This window comes from Pseudomonas sp. S2_F07 (assembly GCF_054668325.1).
In genome coordinates, this window is sequence record NZ_CP162758.1 from 5,779,830 (window position 1) to 5,797,600 (window position 17,771).

Annotated in this window: 17 protein-coding genes, 1 tRNA gene and 1 pseudogene; 14 read left to right on the top strand and 5 right to left on the bottom strand. The window is 59.5% G+C overall.

Annotated elements, in window-relative coordinates; genetic code table 11:
• Positions 1 to 443: 443 nt before the first annotated feature.
• The 3 genes from AB4O40_RS26310 to AB4O40_RS26320 all read left to right on the top strand — a co-directional run bounded on the left by AB4O40_RS26310 (position 444) and on the right by AB4O40_RS26320 (position 4,642).
• Complete coding sequence (locus tag AB4O40_RS26310; RefSeq protein WP_056721855.1) at positions 444 to 1,649, top strand: acetyl-CoA C-acetyltransferase; 1,206 nt, start codon at positions 444 to 446, stop codon at positions 1,647 to 1,649.
• 24 nt (positions 1,650 to 1,673) lie between these two features.
• Positions 1,674 to 3,818 carry a 3-hydroxyacyl-CoA dehydrogenase NAD-binding domain-containing protein gene (locus tag AB4O40_RS26315; protein ID WP_056721857.1) on the top strand — a complete coding sequence of 715 codons (2,145 nt, stop codon included), beginning with the start codon at positions 1,674 to 1,676 and terminating at the stop codon, positions 3,816 to 3,818.
• Between the two features lie 95 nt (positions 3,819 to 3,913).
• Positions 3,914 to 4,642, top strand: a complete 729-nt coding sequence (locus AB4O40_RS26320) for an amidotransferase (protein WP_056721859.1) — start codon at positions 3,914 to 3,916, stop codon at positions 4,640 to 4,642.
• A 121-nt stretch (positions 4,643 to 4,763) separates the two neighbouring features.
• Here the strand turns inward: AB4O40_RS26320 and AB4O40_RS26325 are convergent, their stop codons facing one another.
• The 3 genes from AB4O40_RS26325 to AB4O40_RS26335 all read right to left on the bottom strand — a co-directional run bounded on the left by AB4O40_RS26325 (position 4,764) and on the right by AB4O40_RS26335 (position 7,522).
• Complete coding sequence (locus AB4O40_RS26325; RefSeq protein ID WP_056721861.1) at positions 4,764 to 5,735, bottom strand: magnesium and cobalt transport protein CorA; 972 nt, start codon at positions 5,733 to 5,735, stop codon at positions 4,764 to 4,766.
• 160 nt (positions 5,736 to 5,895) lie between these two features.
• A complete protein-coding gene (locus AB4O40_RS26330; RefSeq protein ID WP_056721863.1) occupies positions 5,896 to 6,618 on the bottom strand; it encodes a lysophospholipid acyltransferase family protein in 723 nt (240 codons plus the stop codon).
• A 214-nt stretch (positions 6,619 to 6,832) separates the two neighbouring features.
• Positions 6,833 to 7,522: a crotonase/enoyl-CoA hydratase family protein gene (locus AB4O40_RS26335; protein WP_460057329.1), complete on the bottom strand. Its 690-nt coding sequence runs from the start codon at positions 7,520 to 7,522 to the stop codon at positions 6,833 to 6,835.
• Positions 7,523 to 7,830: 308 nt separating this feature from the next.
• On the opposite strand from AB4O40_RS26335, the gene AB4O40_RS26340 reads away from it, so the two are divergent.
• The 9 genes and pseudogenes from AB4O40_RS26340 to AB4O40_RS26380 all read left to right on the top strand — a co-directional run bounded on the left by AB4O40_RS26340 (position 7,831) and on the right by AB4O40_RS26380 (position 11,494).
• Positions 7,831 to 7,920 (top strand) — tRNA-Ser (locus AB4O40_RS26340).
• Between the two features lie 290 nt (positions 7,921 to 8,210).
• Positions 8,211 to 8,864, top strand: a complete 654-nt coding sequence (locus tag AB4O40_RS26345; RefSeq protein ID WP_156385704.1) for a hypothetical protein — start codon at positions 8,211 to 8,213, stop codon at positions 8,862 to 8,864.
• A 16-nt stretch (positions 8,865 to 8,880) separates the two neighbouring features.
• Positions 8,881 to 9,058 (top strand): annotated as a pseudogene (locus AB4O40_RS26350) (6-aminohexanoate hydrolase); the annotation flags it as partial.
• Complete coding sequence (locus AB4O40_RS26355; protein WP_056721868.1) at positions 9,055 to 9,375, top strand: YbjQ family protein; 321 nt, start codon at positions 9,055 to 9,057, stop codon at positions 9,373 to 9,375. The pseudogene AB4O40_RS26350 and the gene AB4O40_RS26355, both read left to right, overlap by 4 nt.
• Positions 9,376 to 9,521: 146 nt before the next feature.
• Positions 9,522 to 9,710 carry a hypothetical protein gene (locus tag AB4O40_RS26360; protein WP_056722301.1) on the top strand — a complete coding sequence of 63 codons (189 nt, stop codon included), beginning with the start codon at positions 9,522 to 9,524 and terminating at the stop codon, positions 9,708 to 9,710.
• A 312-nt stretch (positions 9,711 to 10,022) separates the two neighbouring features.
• A complete protein-coding gene (locus AB4O40_RS26365) occupies positions 10,023 to 10,391 on the top strand; it encodes a hypothetical protein (RefSeq protein WP_007988063.1) in 369 nt (122 codons plus the stop codon).
• Positions 10,392 to 10,504: 113 nt separating this feature from the next.
• Positions 10,505 to 10,972 carry a YMGG-like glycine zipper-containing protein gene (locus AB4O40_RS26370; RefSeq protein ID WP_082562897.1) on the top strand — a complete coding sequence of 156 codons (468 nt, stop codon included), beginning with the start codon at positions 10,505 to 10,507 and terminating at the stop codon, positions 10,970 to 10,972.
• Positions 10,973 to 10,988: 16 nt separating this feature from the next.
• Positions 10,989 to 11,171: a hypothetical protein gene (locus tag AB4O40_RS26375; protein WP_056721871.1), complete on the top strand. Its 183-nt coding sequence runs from the start codon at positions 10,989 to 10,991 to the stop codon at positions 11,169 to 11,171.
• A gap of 107 nt (positions 11,172 to 11,278) precedes the next feature.
• Complete coding sequence (locus tag AB4O40_RS26380; RefSeq protein WP_223542328.1) at positions 11,279 to 11,494, top strand: hypothetical protein; 216 nt, start codon at positions 11,279 to 11,281, stop codon at positions 11,492 to 11,494.
• 24 nt (positions 11,495 to 11,518) lie between these two features.
• Here the strand turns inward: AB4O40_RS26380 and AB4O40_RS26385 are convergent, their stop codons facing one another.
• Positions 11,519 to 14,878, bottom strand: coding sequence for an RHS repeat-associated core domain-containing protein (locus AB4O40_RS26385; RefSeq protein WP_460160115.1), 3,360 nt, complete (start codon positions 14,876 to 14,878; stop codon positions 11,519 to 11,521).
• A 247-nt stretch (positions 14,879 to 15,125) separates the two neighbouring features.
• Here AB4O40_RS26385 and AB4O40_RS26390 point away from each other — a divergent pair, with 247 nt between their 5' ends.
• On the top strand, positions 15,126 to 15,821 hold the full coding sequence (locus tag AB4O40_RS26390; protein ID WP_056721875.1) for an HAD-IA family hydrolase: 696 nt from the start codon (positions 15,126 to 15,128) through the stop codon (positions 15,819 to 15,821).
• 154 nt (positions 15,822 to 15,975) lie between these two features.
• On the opposite strand, the gene AB4O40_RS26395 is transcribed toward AB4O40_RS26390, so the two are convergent.
• Positions 15,976 to 16,722 (bottom strand): 3-oxoacyl-ACP reductase family protein, encoded by a 747-nt coding sequence (locus AB4O40_RS26395; protein ID WP_056721876.1) that lies wholly within the window; start codon positions 16,720 to 16,722, stop codon positions 15,976 to 15,978.
• 124 nt (positions 16,723 to 16,846) lie between these two features.
• Between AB4O40_RS26395 and AB4O40_RS26400 the strand changes: the two genes are divergently transcribed.
• Positions 16,847 to 17,770 (top strand): LysR family transcriptional regulator, encoded by a 924-nt coding sequence (locus AB4O40_RS26400; protein ID WP_056721879.1) that lies wholly within the window; start codon positions 16,847 to 16,849, stop codon positions 17,768 to 17,770.
• The last annotated feature ends 1 nt before the right edge of the window (position 17,771 follow it).

Consider the following 17,771-nt stretch of genomic DNA (forward strand, 5'->3'; position numbering starts at 1 on the left):
CAGCGTGGTGGCGAAAAGGATGAGCCCGGCTTGACGAACTTTCGATTGTTTGAACATGGCTTGACCGCCTTTTTTGTTATTTCCTGATGCCTGCCCGCATAGCTCCATGATGGCAGCGCGTTGCACTTCCTGTAGTGACGAGCGCCTCGGCAAAACCCGACGACAACTTCGTACAAGTTCACCTTAGAGCCCGCGTTAAGCTTGGCTTAGATCCATTTCGTATGGTGTTCTTGCGATTCGCTTTTAAAAAGGCATGAGGCATATTGCCAGCTTCTTTGGCGCCCGTTGGCTAGACAGCTTGGTGTCCTGAATGGTAGCTGACTACCGTTCGTCTGAGCGTGAGCGTCAACTTCTGTGAGCGCTGCGGTCATTGAATCAAACGCGGCTCGGGCCAAGAGTGGGCACTCGGTATTTACCCACCTGCACTGCGGTTCGAGGACGTCATGACCCAAGCATTGATTTTCGACGCGTTACGCACGCCCCGTGGCAAAGGCAAGGCTGATGGCGCCTTGCACAGCGTCAAACCGGTGAACCTGGTGGCCGGTTTGCTCACCGCACTGCAGCAGCGCACGGCACTGGACACCAGTCAGGTCGATGACGTGGTGCTCGGCTGCGTGACACCGGTTGGCGATCAAGGTTCCGACATCGCCAAGACCGCCGCTCAAGTGGCCGATTGGGATGTCAGCGTGGCGGGGGTACAGATCAACCGGTTCTGTGCTTCGGGGCTGGAGGCTGTGAACCTCGGCGCGATGAAAGTGCGTTCAGGCTTCGAAGACCTGGTGGTGGTCGGTGGTGTCGAGTCGATGTCCCGGGTGCCGATGGGCAGCGATGGCGGGGCCTGGGCGCTGGACCCGGCGACCAACCTGCACAGTCACTTCACGCCACAGGGTGTGGGTGCCGACCTGATCGCCACCCTTGAAGGCTTCAGCCGTCAGGATGTCGATGCCTATGCGCTGCATTCCCAGCAGAAGGCCGCGCGGGCGCGAGCCGACGGTTCGTTCAACAAATCGCTGGTGCCGGTGCAGGACCAGAACGGCATCATCCTGCTCGATCACGATGAGTTCATCCGCGCCGATTCGACCCTGGAAGGCCTGGGCAAGCTCAAGCCGAGTTTCGAGATGATGGGGCAGATGGGCTTCGATGCCACCGCGCTGCGGGTCTACAGCCATGTCGAGCGGATCAACCATGTTCACACCCCCGGCAACAGCTCCGGGATTGTCGATGGTGCGGCGCTGATGCTCATCGGCTCCGAAGCCAAGGGGCGGGCTCTGGGCTTGCAGCCCCGGGCGCGGATTGTCGCCACGGCAGTCACCAGCACCGATCCGACCATCATGCTTACCGGCCCCGCGCCAGCGACCCGCAAGGCGTTGGCCAAGGCCGGGCTGCGGGTCGAAGACATCGATCTGTTCGAGGTCAACGAGGCGTTCGCGTCGGTGGTGTTGAAATTCATCAAGGACATGGCCGTCGATCCGGACAAGGTCAATGTCAATGGCGGTTCAATCGCCATGGGCCACCCGCTGGGCGCCACCGGTTGCGCCATTCTCGGCACGCTGCTCGATGAACTGGAAGCCCGACGCCTGCGCTATGGCCTCGCGACCCTGTGTGTCGGCGGCGGCATGGGCATTGCCACCATCATTGAACGCCTCTGAGCCCGGACTTCAAGGAATCCAGTTATGAACGAAGCTATTCGTTACGAAAAAGGCCAGGACCAGATCGTCGTCCTGACCATCGACATGCCGGGCCAGAGCGCCAATACCATGAACGCGGTGTACCGCGAGGCCATGGCGGACTGCGTTGCGCGCCTGGTGGCCGACAAAGACAGCATCGCCGGTGTGATCATCACCTCGGCCAAGAAGACGTTTTTCGCTGGCGGCGACCTCAACGAACTGATCAAGGTCGGCAAACCCCAGGCCAAGGCCTTCTACGACATGGTGCTGAACCTCAAGGGCCAGTTGCGCGCCCTGGAAACCCTAGGCAAGCCCGTGGTCGCCGCGATCAATGGCGCTGCATTGGGCGGCGGCTGGGAAATCTGCCTGGCCTGTCATCACCGTGTGGCGCTGGACAACCCGTCGGTGCAACTCGGCCTGCCGGAAGTCACCCTCGGTCTGCTGCCGGGCGGCGGAGGCGTGGTGCGCATGGTGCGCATGCTCGGCCTGGAAAAAGCCCTGCCTTATCTGCTGGAAGGCAAGAAGGTGCGGCCACAACAGGCATTGCAGGCGGGGTTGATCGATGCGCTGGCAAGCGATCACGAAGACCTGTTGGCCAAGGCGCGGGAATGGATTCTGGCCAATCCGGCGGCAGTGCAGCGCTGGGACGTGAAGGGCTACCAGATTCCGGGCGGCACACCGTCAAACCCGAAAGTCGCCCAGATGCTGGCGATTGCACCCTCGATCCTGCGCAGCAAAACCCAGGGCACGATGCCCGCGCCAGAGAAAATCCTCTGCGCGGCGGTCGAGGGCGCCCAGGTGGATTTCGATACGGCGCACCTGATCGAAACCCGCTACTTCACCGAACTGACCACCGGCCAGGTCTCGAAGAACCTGATCGGCACATTCTGGTTCCAGCTCAACGAAATCAATGCTGGCGGCTCGCGACCTCAAGGTTTTGCGCCTTATGTCACCCGCAAGGTCGGCGTGCTCGGTGCCGGGATGATGGGCGCCGGTATCGCGTTTGTCAGTGCATCGGCGGGAATCGAGGTGGTACTCAAGGACATCAGCCTCGCGGCGGCTGAGAAGGGCAAGGCGCATTCGGCGGCGCTGCTGGACAAGAAGGTCGCTCGCGGACAAATGAGCATCGAGCAACGCGACACCGTTCTATCACGCATTCAAACCAGCGAAAGCGATGCCGACCTGGCCGGTTGCGACCTGATCATCGAGGCCGTGTTCGAGGATCGAGATTTGAAAGCCAAGGTCTCGTTGGCCGCGCAGAAGGTCGTCGGCGCGGACGCGGTGATCGCCTCCAATACCTCGACCTTGCCGATCAGCGGCCTGGCGTGTGCCGTGCCCGACCAGAGCAAGTTTATCGGCCTGCATTTTTTCAGCCCCGTGGAAAAAATGCCGCTGGTGGAAATCATCAAGGGCGCCAATACCAGCGACGAAACCCTGGCACGCGGCTTCGATTACGTCCTGCAAATCAGGAAAACCCCGATTGTGGTCAACGACAGCCGCGGTTTCTTCACCTCAAGGGTGTTCGGCACCTTCACCAATGAAGGCATCGCCATGCTGGGCGAGGGCGTGAGCGCGGCGATGATCGAGACTGAAGCGCGCAAGGCCGGCATGCCGGTAGGGCCGCTGGCGATCTCTGACGAAGTGTCCCTCAGCCTGATGAACCATATCCGCCTGCAAACCGCCAAGGACCTGCAAGCAGAAGGCAAACCGCTGACAGAACACCCGGCATTTTCCGTGATTGACTTGCTGCTCAATGAATTCAAGCGTCCGGGCAAGGCTGGCGGCGGAGGTTTCTACGAGTATCCGGCGGGCGGCCAGAAACACCTGTGGCCTGAATTGAAAACCCGCTTCGAGAAAGCCGACGGGCAGATTTCGCCCAAGGACGTGCGTGATCGCCTGCTGTTCGTGCAAGCCATCGAAACCGTGCGCTGTGTGGAGGAGGGGGTGTTGACCTCGACGGCGGATGCCAACGTTGGCTCGATCTTCGGCATCGGTTTCGCCGCCTGGACCGGCGGTGCGCTGCAGTTCATCAACCAGTACGGCGTGCAGGACTTTGTGGCCCGCGCCCAGTATCTGGCCACGCAGTATGGCGAGCGGTTCGCGCCACCCGCCTTGCTGCTGGAGAAGGCTGCCAAAGGGGAGGCGTTCTAAGGGGGAGATGATGCATTTCTGGGCTTGCCTTGTCACAGCGTTTCAAGGCAGGCTCTGGGGTGTGCATTATTCCCATCACGTGTCAGGTATTTTTTATGTCGTTACGCATCTGCATTCTGGAAACCGACCACCTGCGTCCGGAATTGGTTGACCAATATCAGGGCTACGGGCAGATGTTCAAACACCTGTTTTCGCAGCAACCGATTGCCGCCGAGTTCACCGTCTACAACGTGGTGCAGGGTGAATACCCAAGCGACGACCTGACGTTCGACGCCTACCTGGTGACGGGCAGCAAGGCCGACTCCTTCGGCACCGATCCGTGGATCGAAACCCTCAAGAAATATCTGCTGACCCGCTACGAGCGCGGCGACAAGTTGCTGGGCGTCTGCTTCGGTCACCAGTTGCTGGCGTTGCTGCTCGGCGGCAAGAGCGAGCGTGCGACCCAAGGCTGGGGCGTCGGTACCCACAACTACAAGTTGGCCGCCAAGGCGCCATGGATGAGCCCTGTGCGCGAAGAGCTGACGCTGCTGATCAGCCACCAGGACCAGGTCACGTCGTTGCCGGAGAACGCCACGGTCATCGCTTCCAGCGATTTCTGCCCGTTTGCTGCCTACCACATCAACGACCAGGTGCTGTGCTTCCAGGGGCATCCGGAGTTCATCCACGACTACTCCCGCGCCCTGCTTGAAATTCGCCAGCAGGCACTGGGTGAGCAGGTCTATTCCAAAGGTATCGCGAGCCTGGAACAGGAACACCATGGCACCACGGTTGCCGAGTGGATGATGCGGTTTGTCGCGCACAAGCCAGCAGCCAAAGCGGTATAAAAGCTAAAAGCTTCGCGAGCAAGCCCGCTCCCACAGTGGTTCTTTGGTGTTGCAGAGATCCAATGTGGGAGCGGGCTTGCTCGCGAATGGGTCCCCCGGTTTTCAATGTAGACACACAGCCCTACAGCCACCCCGATTTCTTGAAACTCGCCCACAACCCCAGACAACCCACCGTAATAAACCCCAGCACCCCGAAATACCCGTAGTGCCAGGTCAACTCCGGCATGTTCTGGAAGTTCATCCCGTAGATCCCCGCCACCGCCGTCGGGAAGGCCAGGATCGCCGCCCAGGCCGCAAACTTGCGTTGCACCACGCTCTGGCGCGAGGCTTCCAGCAGTACCCCGATTTCAATCGTCTGGCTGGCAATATCCGCCAGCGTCGTCAGGTCTTCCATTTGCCGCGTTACATGAATCTGCACATCGCGAAAATACGGGCGCATGTTCTTGTCGATGAACGGGAAGCTCAGTCTCTGAAGTTCCTCTCCTATCTCGATCATCGGGGCCACATAACGACGCAAGCGCAACACATCACGGCGCAGGCCATGCAGCCTCTGGATGTCGTAGTCATTCAGCGAGCCGCACAACACATTGCCTTCCAGCTCATCGATCTCCGCGTGAATGGCTTCGCCCATCGGCTGGTAGTTTTCGATCACGAAATCGAGGATGGCATAGAGTACGAAATCTTCCCCGTGCTCAAGCAATAGCGGACGCGCCTCACAGCGTTGACGGACATGGGCGTAGGATGCCGAGTGACCGTTGCGCGCAGTAATGATGTAGCCATTGCCGGCAAAGATATGCGTCTCGATGAACTTGAGTTTGCCTTCATCCCGGATGGGCGAATACGTCACGATGAACAGCGCATCGCCGAAGGTTTCCAGTTTCGGTCGGCTGTGTTTTTCCAGGGCGTCTTCAATCGCCAGTTCGTGCAGGTTGAACTGGCGTTGCAGGTTGTAGAGTTCCTCGGCGTTCGGCTCCTCAAGGCCGATCCAGACAAAATGCCCGGGCTTTGCCGCCCAGGCGGCGCCTTCGTCAAGGGTGATATTGGTGACTCTCTTACCGGCGCTATAAACCGCAGCAGCAACAACTCTACCCATGATGGTGGTTCACTTCTTATGGCAGCTTTCAATTGGCAGCAAATGCAATGGCAGTGTGGATCAGCTTAGCCTCGCAGTGTTTGAGAGTCAGTTAAATCTGCCGAGTTCTGGGCAAAGATGCGCAGGCAAAAGAAAACCCGCACCAGGCGGGTTTTGTTTTTCAGGCGGCTTGCAGTTGCCGGTCCATCGATTCGATGCATTCACGCATCTGCTCGCGGCACTGGGCGATCAGCAGGGGCATGTCGTCCAGGCTCAAACCGGCGGTGGGGATCGCCGGCAACGAGCGAATCAGGATTTTCCCGCTGCGCCAGCGGTTCAATTGCATGTGTTTGACGTAACTGCTGACACACACCGGGACAATCGGCACCCCGGCGGCAATGGCCATCTGAAAGGCGCCTTTCTTGAAGGGCAGCAAGTCCTCACCCAGGTTGCGCGTGCCTTCCGGGAAAACCCAGATCGAGGTGTCTTTGTTTTGCAGGGTGTGGGTGGTGGTCAGCATCGACTGGCGCGCCTTGTGCGCATTGCCACGGTCGATCAGTACATTGCCGGCCAGCCAGAACAACTGCCCGAACAACGGTACCCACTTCAGGCTCTTTTTGCCGATGCACACGGTACGGCGCGGCACCACGTTGCCGAACACAAACAGGTCATAGTTGGACTGGTGATTGGCGATGATCACGCAACTGTCGGGTTTATCCATCAACGGCCCGACTTCGGCCTTCACCCGCAAACGCAAAATACACATGGCCGGCCATGCGTACAGGCGTGCGCACAGGCGGCTGTTATCCGGATTGAATGGTCGACACAGGCCGAGAATCACTCCCAGCACGCCCGCCACGATAAAGTGCAGGCCCATCAATGACATACGGAACAAAAACAGCATCTACAGGCCCCACCGGGACAAAAGGTGGCGCAGTGTACGGATGTGCACTGTATTCGGCAATTGCTCCCAGGGAAGTGGGAGGTGGCCGATGTTTGAGCTGATGTTTCCGACTATTTGGTCAGATGCGGTCTAGAGCGTTTACAGACGTTTAACACGGATATGTATGAAAAAGCCCGACACGACGGTCGGGCTTTTCGTTGCAGCAGATCCGGGCTTAACCCAAATGTTCCTGGTCCTGGATGATCGCGTTGTCCAGGGCCTCCAGAAGCGCTTTGCGCACTTTCAGTTTGGTGTTCTTGTGCGCAGTCATGTTGATCTTCTTCAACTGACGAGCCGCCGCCAATGCCGCGCCTTGCAGTTCTTCAGGCGAAACCACGACATCAAGGAAACCGGCCGCCACGGCGCCTTGTGGATTGAACATCTCGCCGTTGACCACCGAGCGCTGCAACGCCACTTTGTTCAGGCGGTCACGGGCAATCTCGATGCCCGCGTGGTGCATGGTCATGCCAATCTGCACTTCGTTCAGGCCAATGCTGAACGCGCCTTCTACGCCGATGCGATAGTCGGCCGACAACAGCAGGAACGCGCCCTTGGCCACCGCATGCCCCGGGCACGCTACGATCACCGGGAAGGGGTGCGACAGCAGGCGGCGGGCCAGGGTCGAGCCGGCGGTCACCAGTGCCACGGCTTCCTCGGGGCCGGCCGTCATCACCTTCAGGTCATAGCCGCCAGAGAGAATGCCCGGCTGGCCGGTAATGATCACCACCGCACGATCGGTCACGGCCCGATCCAGCGCAGCGTTGAACTCGGCAATCACATCCGGGGAGATGGCATTGACCTTGCCATTGCTCAGGGTCAGGGTCGCGATACCGTCTTCGAGATGGTAGGAAATCAACTCACTCATGACGCTATTCCTTTCAATAAAGTTGGGCAGACGTTACCCACCGCCGCAGGCCAGGTAAAGCGCCGTGACTGACCCGCCAGTCACCCTTTGCCCGCCCGCCAGGCGTAGCCCGCCGTGCCTGCTGCGCATTCCCGTCTATATAGAAGAGGGCACGAAGCCGGAGATTGGCCGGTTTGCCATGGCCCGGAACGACCGGAAACGCTGAATCGCGTTAACCGCATGAAAATTCTGAAAAAAATGTTTGCCATCGGAAATGCTTTCGACTACATTAGCGCGCCTCGACAGACAGAACTTGTTTGAAGAGATACGGTGAAGTGTCCGAGTGGCTTAAGGAGCACGCCTGGAAAGTGTGTATACAGGAAACTGTATCGAGAGTTCGAATCTCTCCTTCACCGCCAAATTCTGTAAACACAAACCCCCGACTTTCCTGGAGAAAGTCGGGGGTTTGTGGTTTTTGGCGTCTGAAAAAGAGCGATAGGGAAATGCTGCCGGATCATGTTCCCGTTCGTATGCCCCATCTACTCCGCAATCCGGCCCCAAATACATCATCGCGCCGATATCCAAGCCAAAACGAAGCAAGCGTAAGGTCCTTCGCAACTCACGGAGCTCTCCTACAGCCAGAGCGAGGGCGCCTCGATATGCTGCTTCCTATGCATGACACAGTTTTTGAATAGGGTTTTGCGCAAGAATGAGCATTGAAATAAAGAGCATGATCAAGGCTGCCGTGTTGATTTTTGCGGTGTGGCTTGCGCAGTTTCTCGAGCACGAGACTCTGACGGCTTTAATTTTTACGACTGTATTTTCATGTGGTGGGTATTTTGCTTTTTGCAACCGCAAGAATATCAGTGCTTTTGCAAAGAAATGGCCAAGCTCCCTGGCCTACACAGCAATCGTTTTTTACATTTGTAAAATCGTAGCGGAGAAAACCATCAACGCTACCACTGGAATTGAAGTCGAAAATATCAGGTACGCCTCGACAATCGGTGGTGTCATTTTATCTGTACCCATTTCACTGCTGTTGATCAGCATTTGCATGCTCGTCTGTTGGCAGATGAAGGCGTTGTTTGGTGTGCCGATTGGCGCGTCTGCCGAAGAACGCGTTCCAGGGCTGAAGATCTTCTTCATCGGGACCCTGATGGGAGCCGGCATGCTCGCTTCATCACAAGTTGATCCTTTAATCCGGTATGCGGTTCTCGCTGACGCGTCCAAGGTCACGACCTGCGGGCCAGTGGAAAATGACGTTGTCTACATCCGAAAAAACCCGGATACCTGTTCCAGAATCCACGTGAATCTTTTTAAGGGCATCTATGACTTCAGCGATGTACCGGCGAAATCCAACTGAAAGTTCAGAGGAGGGCGGGGCGTTCATGGCGCGTGGTTTCCATGGACAGCGCATCTATGTCGACCCGAAGGCCGAGAGGGGTCATCGTCCGCTACGCATCCCACCCGGTGGCCAGCAACTCGGCCAACGATCCCGTTACCTTGCCGGCGTTTGATGCGTTGGCTGAATATCTGAACAGGAAGGAGCATCAATGATCATCACCACGACCCACGCCATCGAAGGCCGGCAAATTACCGCCTACCTGGACATTGTCAGCGCCGAGTCGGTGCAAGGGATCAACGTTGTCCGTGACGTGTTTGCCGGGATGCGTGACTTTTTCGGCGGGCGCTCCCAGACACTGGAGCGAGCGTTGAAGGAAGCACGCATTCAGGCCACCGATGAGATCAAGGAACGGGCGCAGGCGCTTCAGGCGGACGCGGTGGTCGGGCTTGATTACGAGATCAGCATGCCGGCCGGCAAGGGCGGGATGGTCGTGGTGTTTGTGACCGGGACGGCGGTCAAGTTGCGGTGAAAGGTCAGAAGCCATTCGTCGGTCACGGGAAAATCAGAACGGCAGGTCCGTTAGTGACCGACTAGTCTGAAACACCTTGGCGATTGATATTCTTTCAGGCAAAGGGCTTGCCGGTGTCGATCGCGCGTTTTGAAAGGGGTGAAGAGATGGCTGATCCATATATCGAGGACGATGGCGCAGAATTTCCGATCAACAACTCCGTGCGGTGTGGTCAGACCCAGTATGTGGCCAGTTTCGGCGAGGACCAGACTGAGATCGACAAAATCAAGACCAGGGCGTGCCGGGTACTGAAGGGCAAATTTTTACCCAAGGTGACAGCACCGGTCCGGAAGTAATCGAGCGTGAGGCAGACCCCGTCAAAGAGCGGGGTTTTTCATGCCTGAAAAGTTTTATGACATTTTTTTGAAGGGGGTGATTTTTCACAAACTTTTCACAGTGCCCTCCTTAATCTCGACTCATCCGTTAGAAAGCAACACCTGGCCCGTTTCCCCAGCGGGCTTTTTTTTGTCCGCGATAAAACCTTTTCGGTAAACGCTGTCCAACCGTCGCCAATCGCGAAGTTGGACCGGCGTGCTGGACTTTATCCGCGCAAAAGCATTCAATCTCGCCCCCCTTTTTGTATACCCCTATTTTTTGAGGTTTATGTCATGCGTTTAACACTGCCCGCTCTGGTTCTGGGGCTTCTGGTTGCTCAAGGTGCAATGGCTGGCGACGGCACTGCCGCGCTGGGCGGCGGCTTGGGCGGCGCATTGGGTAATGTGGTCGGCCAGAAGATGGGCGGCAGCACTGGCGCTGCGATTGGTGCGGGTGTCGCTGGTGCGGCGGGCAGCGCAGTTGCCGCCAAAAAAGGCCATCGCACCAGCGCTGCCATCGGTGGCGGTGTCGGCGCGGCCGGTGGTTCGGTGATCGGCAATAGCCTTGGCGGCAAGTCCGGTGCCACCATCGGTGCAGGCCTGGGCGGTGCATTGGGCGGCGGCGTAGGCAGCAACCTGGCCAATGGTCACAAGCGCCACTGATCCTGATACGGATTTGAAAAGAGCCCGGCTTGATGCCGGGCTTTTTCTTTTATGAACGTTTCTCGCAGCAGCAACTCAAATCTTCCATACCCTGGAAGAATGCGAGGCGTGCCATGAACCCGGAAACCAACGGCAAAAAAAACGGAAGCCTGAATGCTCGGCTATTGATGGTGCCTGCGATTGTTTTTGGATTGCTGGTCTCTCAGGTGGCGCTGGCGGGAGGTAATGGAGATGCCGCGGTAGGCGGTGGTCTTGGTGGGGTGTTGGGCAACGTTGTCGGTGGCCAGGTGGGCGGCAGTACGGGTGCAGCGATTGGTGCAGGTGTCGGCGGAGCGGCCGGCAGTGCGATTGCCGCGCCCAAACGCAGTCGCACCGAAGCGGCGGTAGGCGGTGGTTTGGGCGCGGCGGGTGGATCGGTGGTCGGCAACAGTCTTGGCGGCTCGACCGGATCGGCCATCGGCGCAGGCCTCGGTGGTGCAGCCGGTGGTGCGGTCGGCAATGATCTGGGGAGTGACAGCGGTCATTCCCATTCCGGTAACGGTTATAAACACTCGAACAAGCACCACAAAAAGCATCACTAGTTAAGCGAGGCATCCCATGACTGCGAAAAGCGAAGGCAAGGAAGAAAAGGGCCCGAGCGGACTGCCGTCTATCAACGATCCCGGCAATGAAGATCCGGGGTCGCTGATGGATGATGCGACGGTGCCGCTTAACGATGCTGATGATTTGGGCGATGTGGGAAATATCGAGTTTGACGATGAGGAAGAAGACGAAGATTGATCGAGCCGTGCTGGCTGATTAACCGGTTGTCCAGCTGAACGAACACGTCCGTCGCCCGTTCCTCGCCAAGTCGTGGCCTGCATTTCAGGTCACACGAGAGGTGAGCTATGAAGACTGATCGGAAAGTCCCCGACGTTGATGAAACACCGGAGTATCCGCTGCCGTCGCCTACCGACTCCTTGAGCCGCGACCAACGACCGCCGGACGATGATGATGCAGGTGTGGAGCAGGTTCCGAGCGACGATGATGACGATGATATAGAGGCCGACCCAGAAGAACGGGACGATGGCGCGGGTGAGCCAGCCATTACGAGGCGACAGTGAGCCAGCCCGGGGCCGATTGCTTCGTTAAGGCGTCGGTCCGAGGGATTCAAACCCGGTTGAAAACATTTCCCGGAGCTCCCGTGAGTCTCCGTGAAGCACGTATTTATTTGATCGTTCTGGAGAGGGCGCATCAGGCTCTCCCTCATCAACTTTTACCCCTCCTTCCTCATACGGCGCCGAGCATCCTGGCTTGTACGCCCACGGACAATTCCCGCCCAGCCCCAGTGGATCCAACCACCCCGTCGGGTTCCGGGTGTACCGATAGGGGTTCAACCCACCGGCCAGCTTGACCGGATCCTGCGTCAGATAGCGACCGATGTCGGGATGGTAGTAGCGATGGCGGTTGTAGTGCAGGCCGCTCTCTGCGTCGAAGTATTGCCCCTGGAACCGTAGCGGTTGTTCGAGTCGCTCGCCGTCGCTCACTTCGCGGAGTTTGCCGTGGGCGGTGTATTTCGTCGACCAGACGATGGCGCCATCGTAGCTGGTCAGTTCCTGCGGGGTGCCGAGATGGTCGAGTTGGTAGTAGAACGGGCGGACGTCTGCCCGGCCCTTGCCGTCGAGCAGCGCCAGCGGGCGGAAGCTGCCGGGTTCGTAAACGTAGCTGCGGTAGTGCCAGGGAGCGCTTTCGGCGATGAGCTGGTCGCCTTGCCAGAAGAGTTGCGTGGTCTGGCCGTCGACGGTTTTGCGGATGCGCCGACCGAAGGCGTCGTAGCGGTAGCTGACACTTTTACCGTCCGGGGTGTTGACGCCAATCAGGCGGTGCTGGCTGTCGTAGGTGTATTGGGTGACCTGGGGCGGCATACCGCGGCGTTCACGGATCAGGTTGCCGAAGGCGTCGTAGACGTAGTGGCTGTCGCAATGGCGGTGCAGGCGGTTGCCCTGGAGCACGAACGGGCCCGGACGGCCGTGGATCAGCAGGTTGCCGGCCGGGTCATGGGTGAAATTCTCGGCGAACTGGTCGCGGGCGTGGCGTACGCCGGTCAGGCGGTCGAGCGAATCGTATTGATAGTGGCGTTGGCCCTGACGGCTGTCGGCAATCTGCAGCAGATTACCCTTGGCGCTGTAGGAATACTCGCGGTGGTACAGCGGTCGTTGCTTTTGGCTGACCGTATGGACCTGCAAGCGGCCCTGCTCGTCGTAGGCGTAATCGCTGAGCAGCAGACCCTGTTGGCGTTGCTGTTCGCGCCCGCGGACAAAGCGGTGGCTGGTCAGGCGCGTGCCATTGAGATCGATGGCAGTGAGGACGCCCCCCTTGGCGTGGTGGTAGACAAGGACACAGTCGTCCGGCAGGCGCAGCCGCTTGAGCCGGCCGCAGGCATCGTAGCCGTAATGCAGGGTGCCCCAACCCTGATGCTCGGTGATCAGCCGGCCCTGGCGGTCGTACTCGAACGCCAGCGGATGGTCCTGACCGTCATCGACGCCAACCAGTCGCCCACAGTTGTCGTGGTGGTACTCGACCTTGATCCCGTCGGGCAGGGTCTTTAGCAATAAGCGCCCGGCGCTGTCACGTTGGTACTGTGTGACGAGTTGCGAACCGTCGTCGCCGAACTCGGTTTTTTCCAGCAACCGGCCATTACCGTCATACGCATACGCGGTACGACGGCCATCGAAGCCGGTTTCCTGTCGGATCAATCCGCCGGGCGTGTAGTCCAGCCGATAGGTGTCGCCGACCTCGTTTTCGATCTCGGTGAGCAACAGTTGCGCATGGTCGTAGCCGTACTTCAGTGCGCTGCCGTCGGGATTGATCCGACGGCTGACCAAGTGCAGGTCGTCGGCGTATTCGTAACGGGTTACCCGTCCCAGTTCGTCGGTTTCGGCGGTGACCTGGCCATAGGCGTTGTAGCGATAGGCTCGGCAGGCACCGGTGGGCAGCGTGGTCCTGATCAGTCGTCCCGCGGCGTCTGACTCATAGCCGGTGACGGTACCGTGTTCGTCCTGCCGGGTAATCCGCCGGCCCAGCACATCGTAGGAAAAGGATCGCAGGGCACCGTCCGGCAAGATCTCCTCCAACAGTTGCCCCAAGGCGTTCCAGACAAACCGGTGACCGCTCTGGTCGGGGAATCGAATTGTCAGCAAGCGCCCCTGCGGGTCGTAGATATAGCGAGTGATCTGCCCGTCGGGATCGGAGACGGCAGTGATGTCACCCCGGGCATTGCGCTGACAGGTCCACGTCGCCTGACCACGGGTGAGTGTGCGCAGGAAACCGTGGCGATAGTCACAGGACATGGGCGTCTCATCGGGCGCAAGCTGCGCGACCAACCGGCCGACTTCGTCATACTGGTATTCGGTGACGGCACCGAGGGCGTCCTGCTCGGCGATCAGGTGGCCCTGATCGTCGTAGGCCTTGTGCAGCTCTGCGCCGTCGGGCCCGACCTGGCGCACCAACCGTGCGCGATCGTCATGAACGTAAATCTCTTCGCTGCCGTCGGCGTTGTTCACCGTCACGCCGCCTTGATCGTCCCAGGCGTAACGCGCCTCCATCTGCATAAACGAGGCCCAATGATGGATGCAGCGGACTGCTTTGCCGGAGCGTTCCCACGCCCAGAAGAAGCTCGCACCGCCGGCCAGTTGCCGTTGCAGGATGACGTGCCGTTCGTCGTAGTCATAGCGTTCGCTTTCACCTGCGGCGTTGGTTGCCTCGATCAAGCGCTGGCGGGCGTCGTAGCGGTAACTGACCAGGGTCTGTTCGGTGCGCCAGGTGTTCACCTCGGGGTCGCCGCGCTGAAGCACCTGGTAGTCGACGGCCACCAGGTGCTTGAGGTCGTAACGCAGCAATAAGGCGCGGTCGGCGCCGTTGTCCAGGCGCTGGATCCGGTCACAGCGGTCCCGTTGCACCGTCAGGCGGTTGCCGTAGGCGTCGCTGATCGCGCTGAGCCGGCCGTCATGAAAGTGGTAGAACCGCGCGCGGTCGCCGGCCAGGGCGAGGATCAGTTCGTCCGGCTTCCCCCCGAGGTAAATCGTCGCCCGCGACAGGTTGTTGTGGATCACCGGGCGCTCCGTCGTTGGTCGTGGAAACGGCGTGCGACGGTTTTCGGGGTCGATCCACAGCACTTGCTCGCCGTGGAGTTCCAGGTGCTGGGACAGCGAATTGCTCCAGCCAAAACCGAGGCCGTTGTCGATTTCGACGGCGCTGGTGCGGTAGAGGCGGGTGAAATCGAAGGGTAGGATCCCGTCGAGGGTGCCGTCGGTCAGGGGCAGCAGTCCTTCGCCGGTAACCATCGACACTGTGCCGTTATGGGTGGCAGTGCGCTCGATGGTGTCGGCGCTGTCGCCGTTGGGGTTTTTCGCCTGTCTGGAGGCGTCCTCGTGGCGTTCATGCCTGCCGGAGCCAAGTGTCAGGGAGCCGCTGGCGGGGCATGCCAATACCTCTTGGGGATCGAACATCTGCTGTCTTTCGCTTGGCGGAGTGTGGAGCGCGAAACTCTGCGGGGGATCGGCAAGGAAAGAAGTCGGGAAAGGTGGCGCTTGCTGTAGGGCGATTCGCTTAATCGCGGAGGACCATTGGGCGTCGAACGGGATTTGATCATTGCCCTGGACCGGCGGCGCTCGCTATGCTGCTGAATCCTTTAATCCATAGGGCATCGGCCGTACCTGAGCTGCCCCGGATGCCTTAGAAAACGGATCAGATGCGATGAATGCACCACTGAAAGCATTCGGCCCGATCAGGGCCGTGATTTTCGATATGGACGGTCTGTTGCTGGATACAGAGGGCATCTACACCGAAGTCACGTCCATCATTGCCGCGCGTTACGGCCGGACGTTCGACTGGAGCATCAAACAGAACATCATTGGCCGGGGTGCGGGCGATCTGGCGCGCTATGTGGTTCAAGCGCTGGACTTGCCGATCACGGCGCAAGAGTTCCTGGTGATCCGCGAGCCGCTGATGCGCGAGCGTTTTCCTACAGCACAGGCAATGCCCGGCGCACAGGAGCTGGTACGGCATTTGAAAGCCAACAATATTCCCATTGCCGTGGGCACCAGTTCCTCGAGCCAGTCGTTTGGCCAGAAAACTACCTTGCATCGCGACTGGTTCGCCTTGTTCGACTTCATTGTCACCGCCGATGACCCCGAGGTAGGCGCGGCCAAACCGGCACCGGATATTTTCCTGACGGCGGCGCGGCGCCTGGGTGTTGCACCGCAAGATTGCCTGGTGTTCGAGGATTCGCCCTTTGGTGTCACTGCGGCGAAAGCGGCGGGGATGACGGCGATTGCGATTCCGGATGCGGCAATGGCCGACGCCAGGTACGCACATGCCGATGGCATTCTTCGTACGCTGAAGGCGTTTGTGCCGGATGCATTTGGTTTGCCGGCGCTTGAATGGGCCTAGCTAAAAAAAGACGGGTCGACACTGGCAAATATGGGAGCGGGCTTGCTCGCGAAGGCGGTGTGCCAGGCAATATTGATGTCGTCTGATTCACCACTTTCGCGAGCAAGTCGGATCGCCGCACCGCCGCTCCCACATTGGGTTTGCGTTTAACGCTTCAGGCGCCGAAACCACCGTCGATGGTCAGGCTGGCCCCGGTGATGTAACCGGCTTCAGGGCTGACGAGGTAGGCGACGAAGCTGGCAATCTCTTCGGCCTTGCCGTAACGGCCCACGGCCATCAACGGGATCAGGCTTTCCGCAAAGTCACCCTCGGCCGGGTTCATGTCGGTGTCGACCGGGCCCGGTTGGACGTTATTGATGGTGATACCTTGCGGGCCGAGATCACGGGCCAGGCCTTTGGTCAGGCCGACCAGTGCCGATTTGCTCATGGCGTACGGGCCACCACCGGCGAACGGCATGCGGTCGGCGTTGGTGCTGCCGATGTTGATGATGCGACCACCCTCGGTCATGTGCCGGGCGGCGGCCTGGGTGGCGATGAACACGCTGCGCACGTTGATGGCCAGGGTCTGGTCGAAGTCTTCGAGTTTGAACTCGGCCAGTGGTGCTACCGCCAGTACGCCGGCATTGTTGACCAGGATATCCAGGCGACCGAAGGCTTCTACCGTGGCGGACACGGCACCGCGGATGGCGTCGGCGTCGGCGCTGTCGGCCTTGATGGCCAGGGCCTTGCCGCCTTTGGTGGTGATGCTGTCTTGCAGTTCTTCGGCCTTGGCCGTGGAACTGACATAAGTGAAGGCAACGGTCGCGCCTTCAGCGGCCAGGCGCTTGACGATGGCGGCGCCGATACCGCGGGAACCACCTTGAATCAATGCCACTTTGCCGCTGAGGTTCTGAGTAGTCATGTCGATCTCCAAATCCCGAGGCGAGATGTCCCGGTTGATGGAGCCTAGTATCGATTCAGGATTACCTGCTGTGTAGACCATAATTGCGATAGTCTGTATAAACCAAAAGTTTATAGTGGCGCCTATGGAAACCTTCAGCAGTATCGAATGCTTTGTGCGCAGTGCCGAGGTCGGCAGCTTTGCTGAAGCGGCGCGTCGCTTGAGCCTGACACCGGCGGCGGTGGGCAAGAGCGTTGCCAAACTCGAGGCGCGCCTGGGTGTCAGATTGTTCCAGCGCAGTACTCGCAGCCTGACCCTGACGGAAGCCGGTCAGTTGTTTCTTGGTGAAGTCAGCGGCAGCCTGCACACGATCCAGAATGCCGTGGCCAATCTCGCCAGCGCCGGAGGGCAGCCGGCGGGCACCCTGAAAGTCAGCATGGGGACGGTATTCGGCTGCCTGTACATTGTGCCGATGCTCGGCGAGTTTCTGCGACGATTCCCGGCGATCAACCCGGACTGGCACTTCGACAATCGCCAGGTCGATCTGATCGGGCAGGGTTTCGACGCGGCAATCGGCGGTGGCTTCGAATTACCCCAGGGCGTTGTTGCACGCCGACTGAGTCCGGCGCATCGGGTGTTGGTGGCTACGCAGGACTACCTGGAGTCACATGCGGCGATCAGCGAGCCAGATGACCTCAAGCACCATGACGGGATTCTGATTCGTTCGCCGCAAACCGGTCGGGTGCGCTCCTGGCAGTTGACCCATCGCAATCAGCAACACAGTCCGTTGACGCTCAAGGCGCGGATGACCATGAGCGATTCCGAGGCCGCCTGCGCCACGGCCGCGCAGGGTCTGGGCATTGCGCTGGTGAGCATGCCGTTTGCCGCGGGCTATCTGGAGTCGGGCAGGTTGCAGCGGGTGTTGCCGGACTGGTACATCGACGACGGCTACACCTCCATCTATTACGCCGAACACAAACTGCTGCCCGGCAAGACCCGGGCGTTTGTCGAGTTCGTCATTGAGCAGTTTGCCGAGCGGGGGTTGGGGCAGAGGTTTAGTGCTGTTTGAG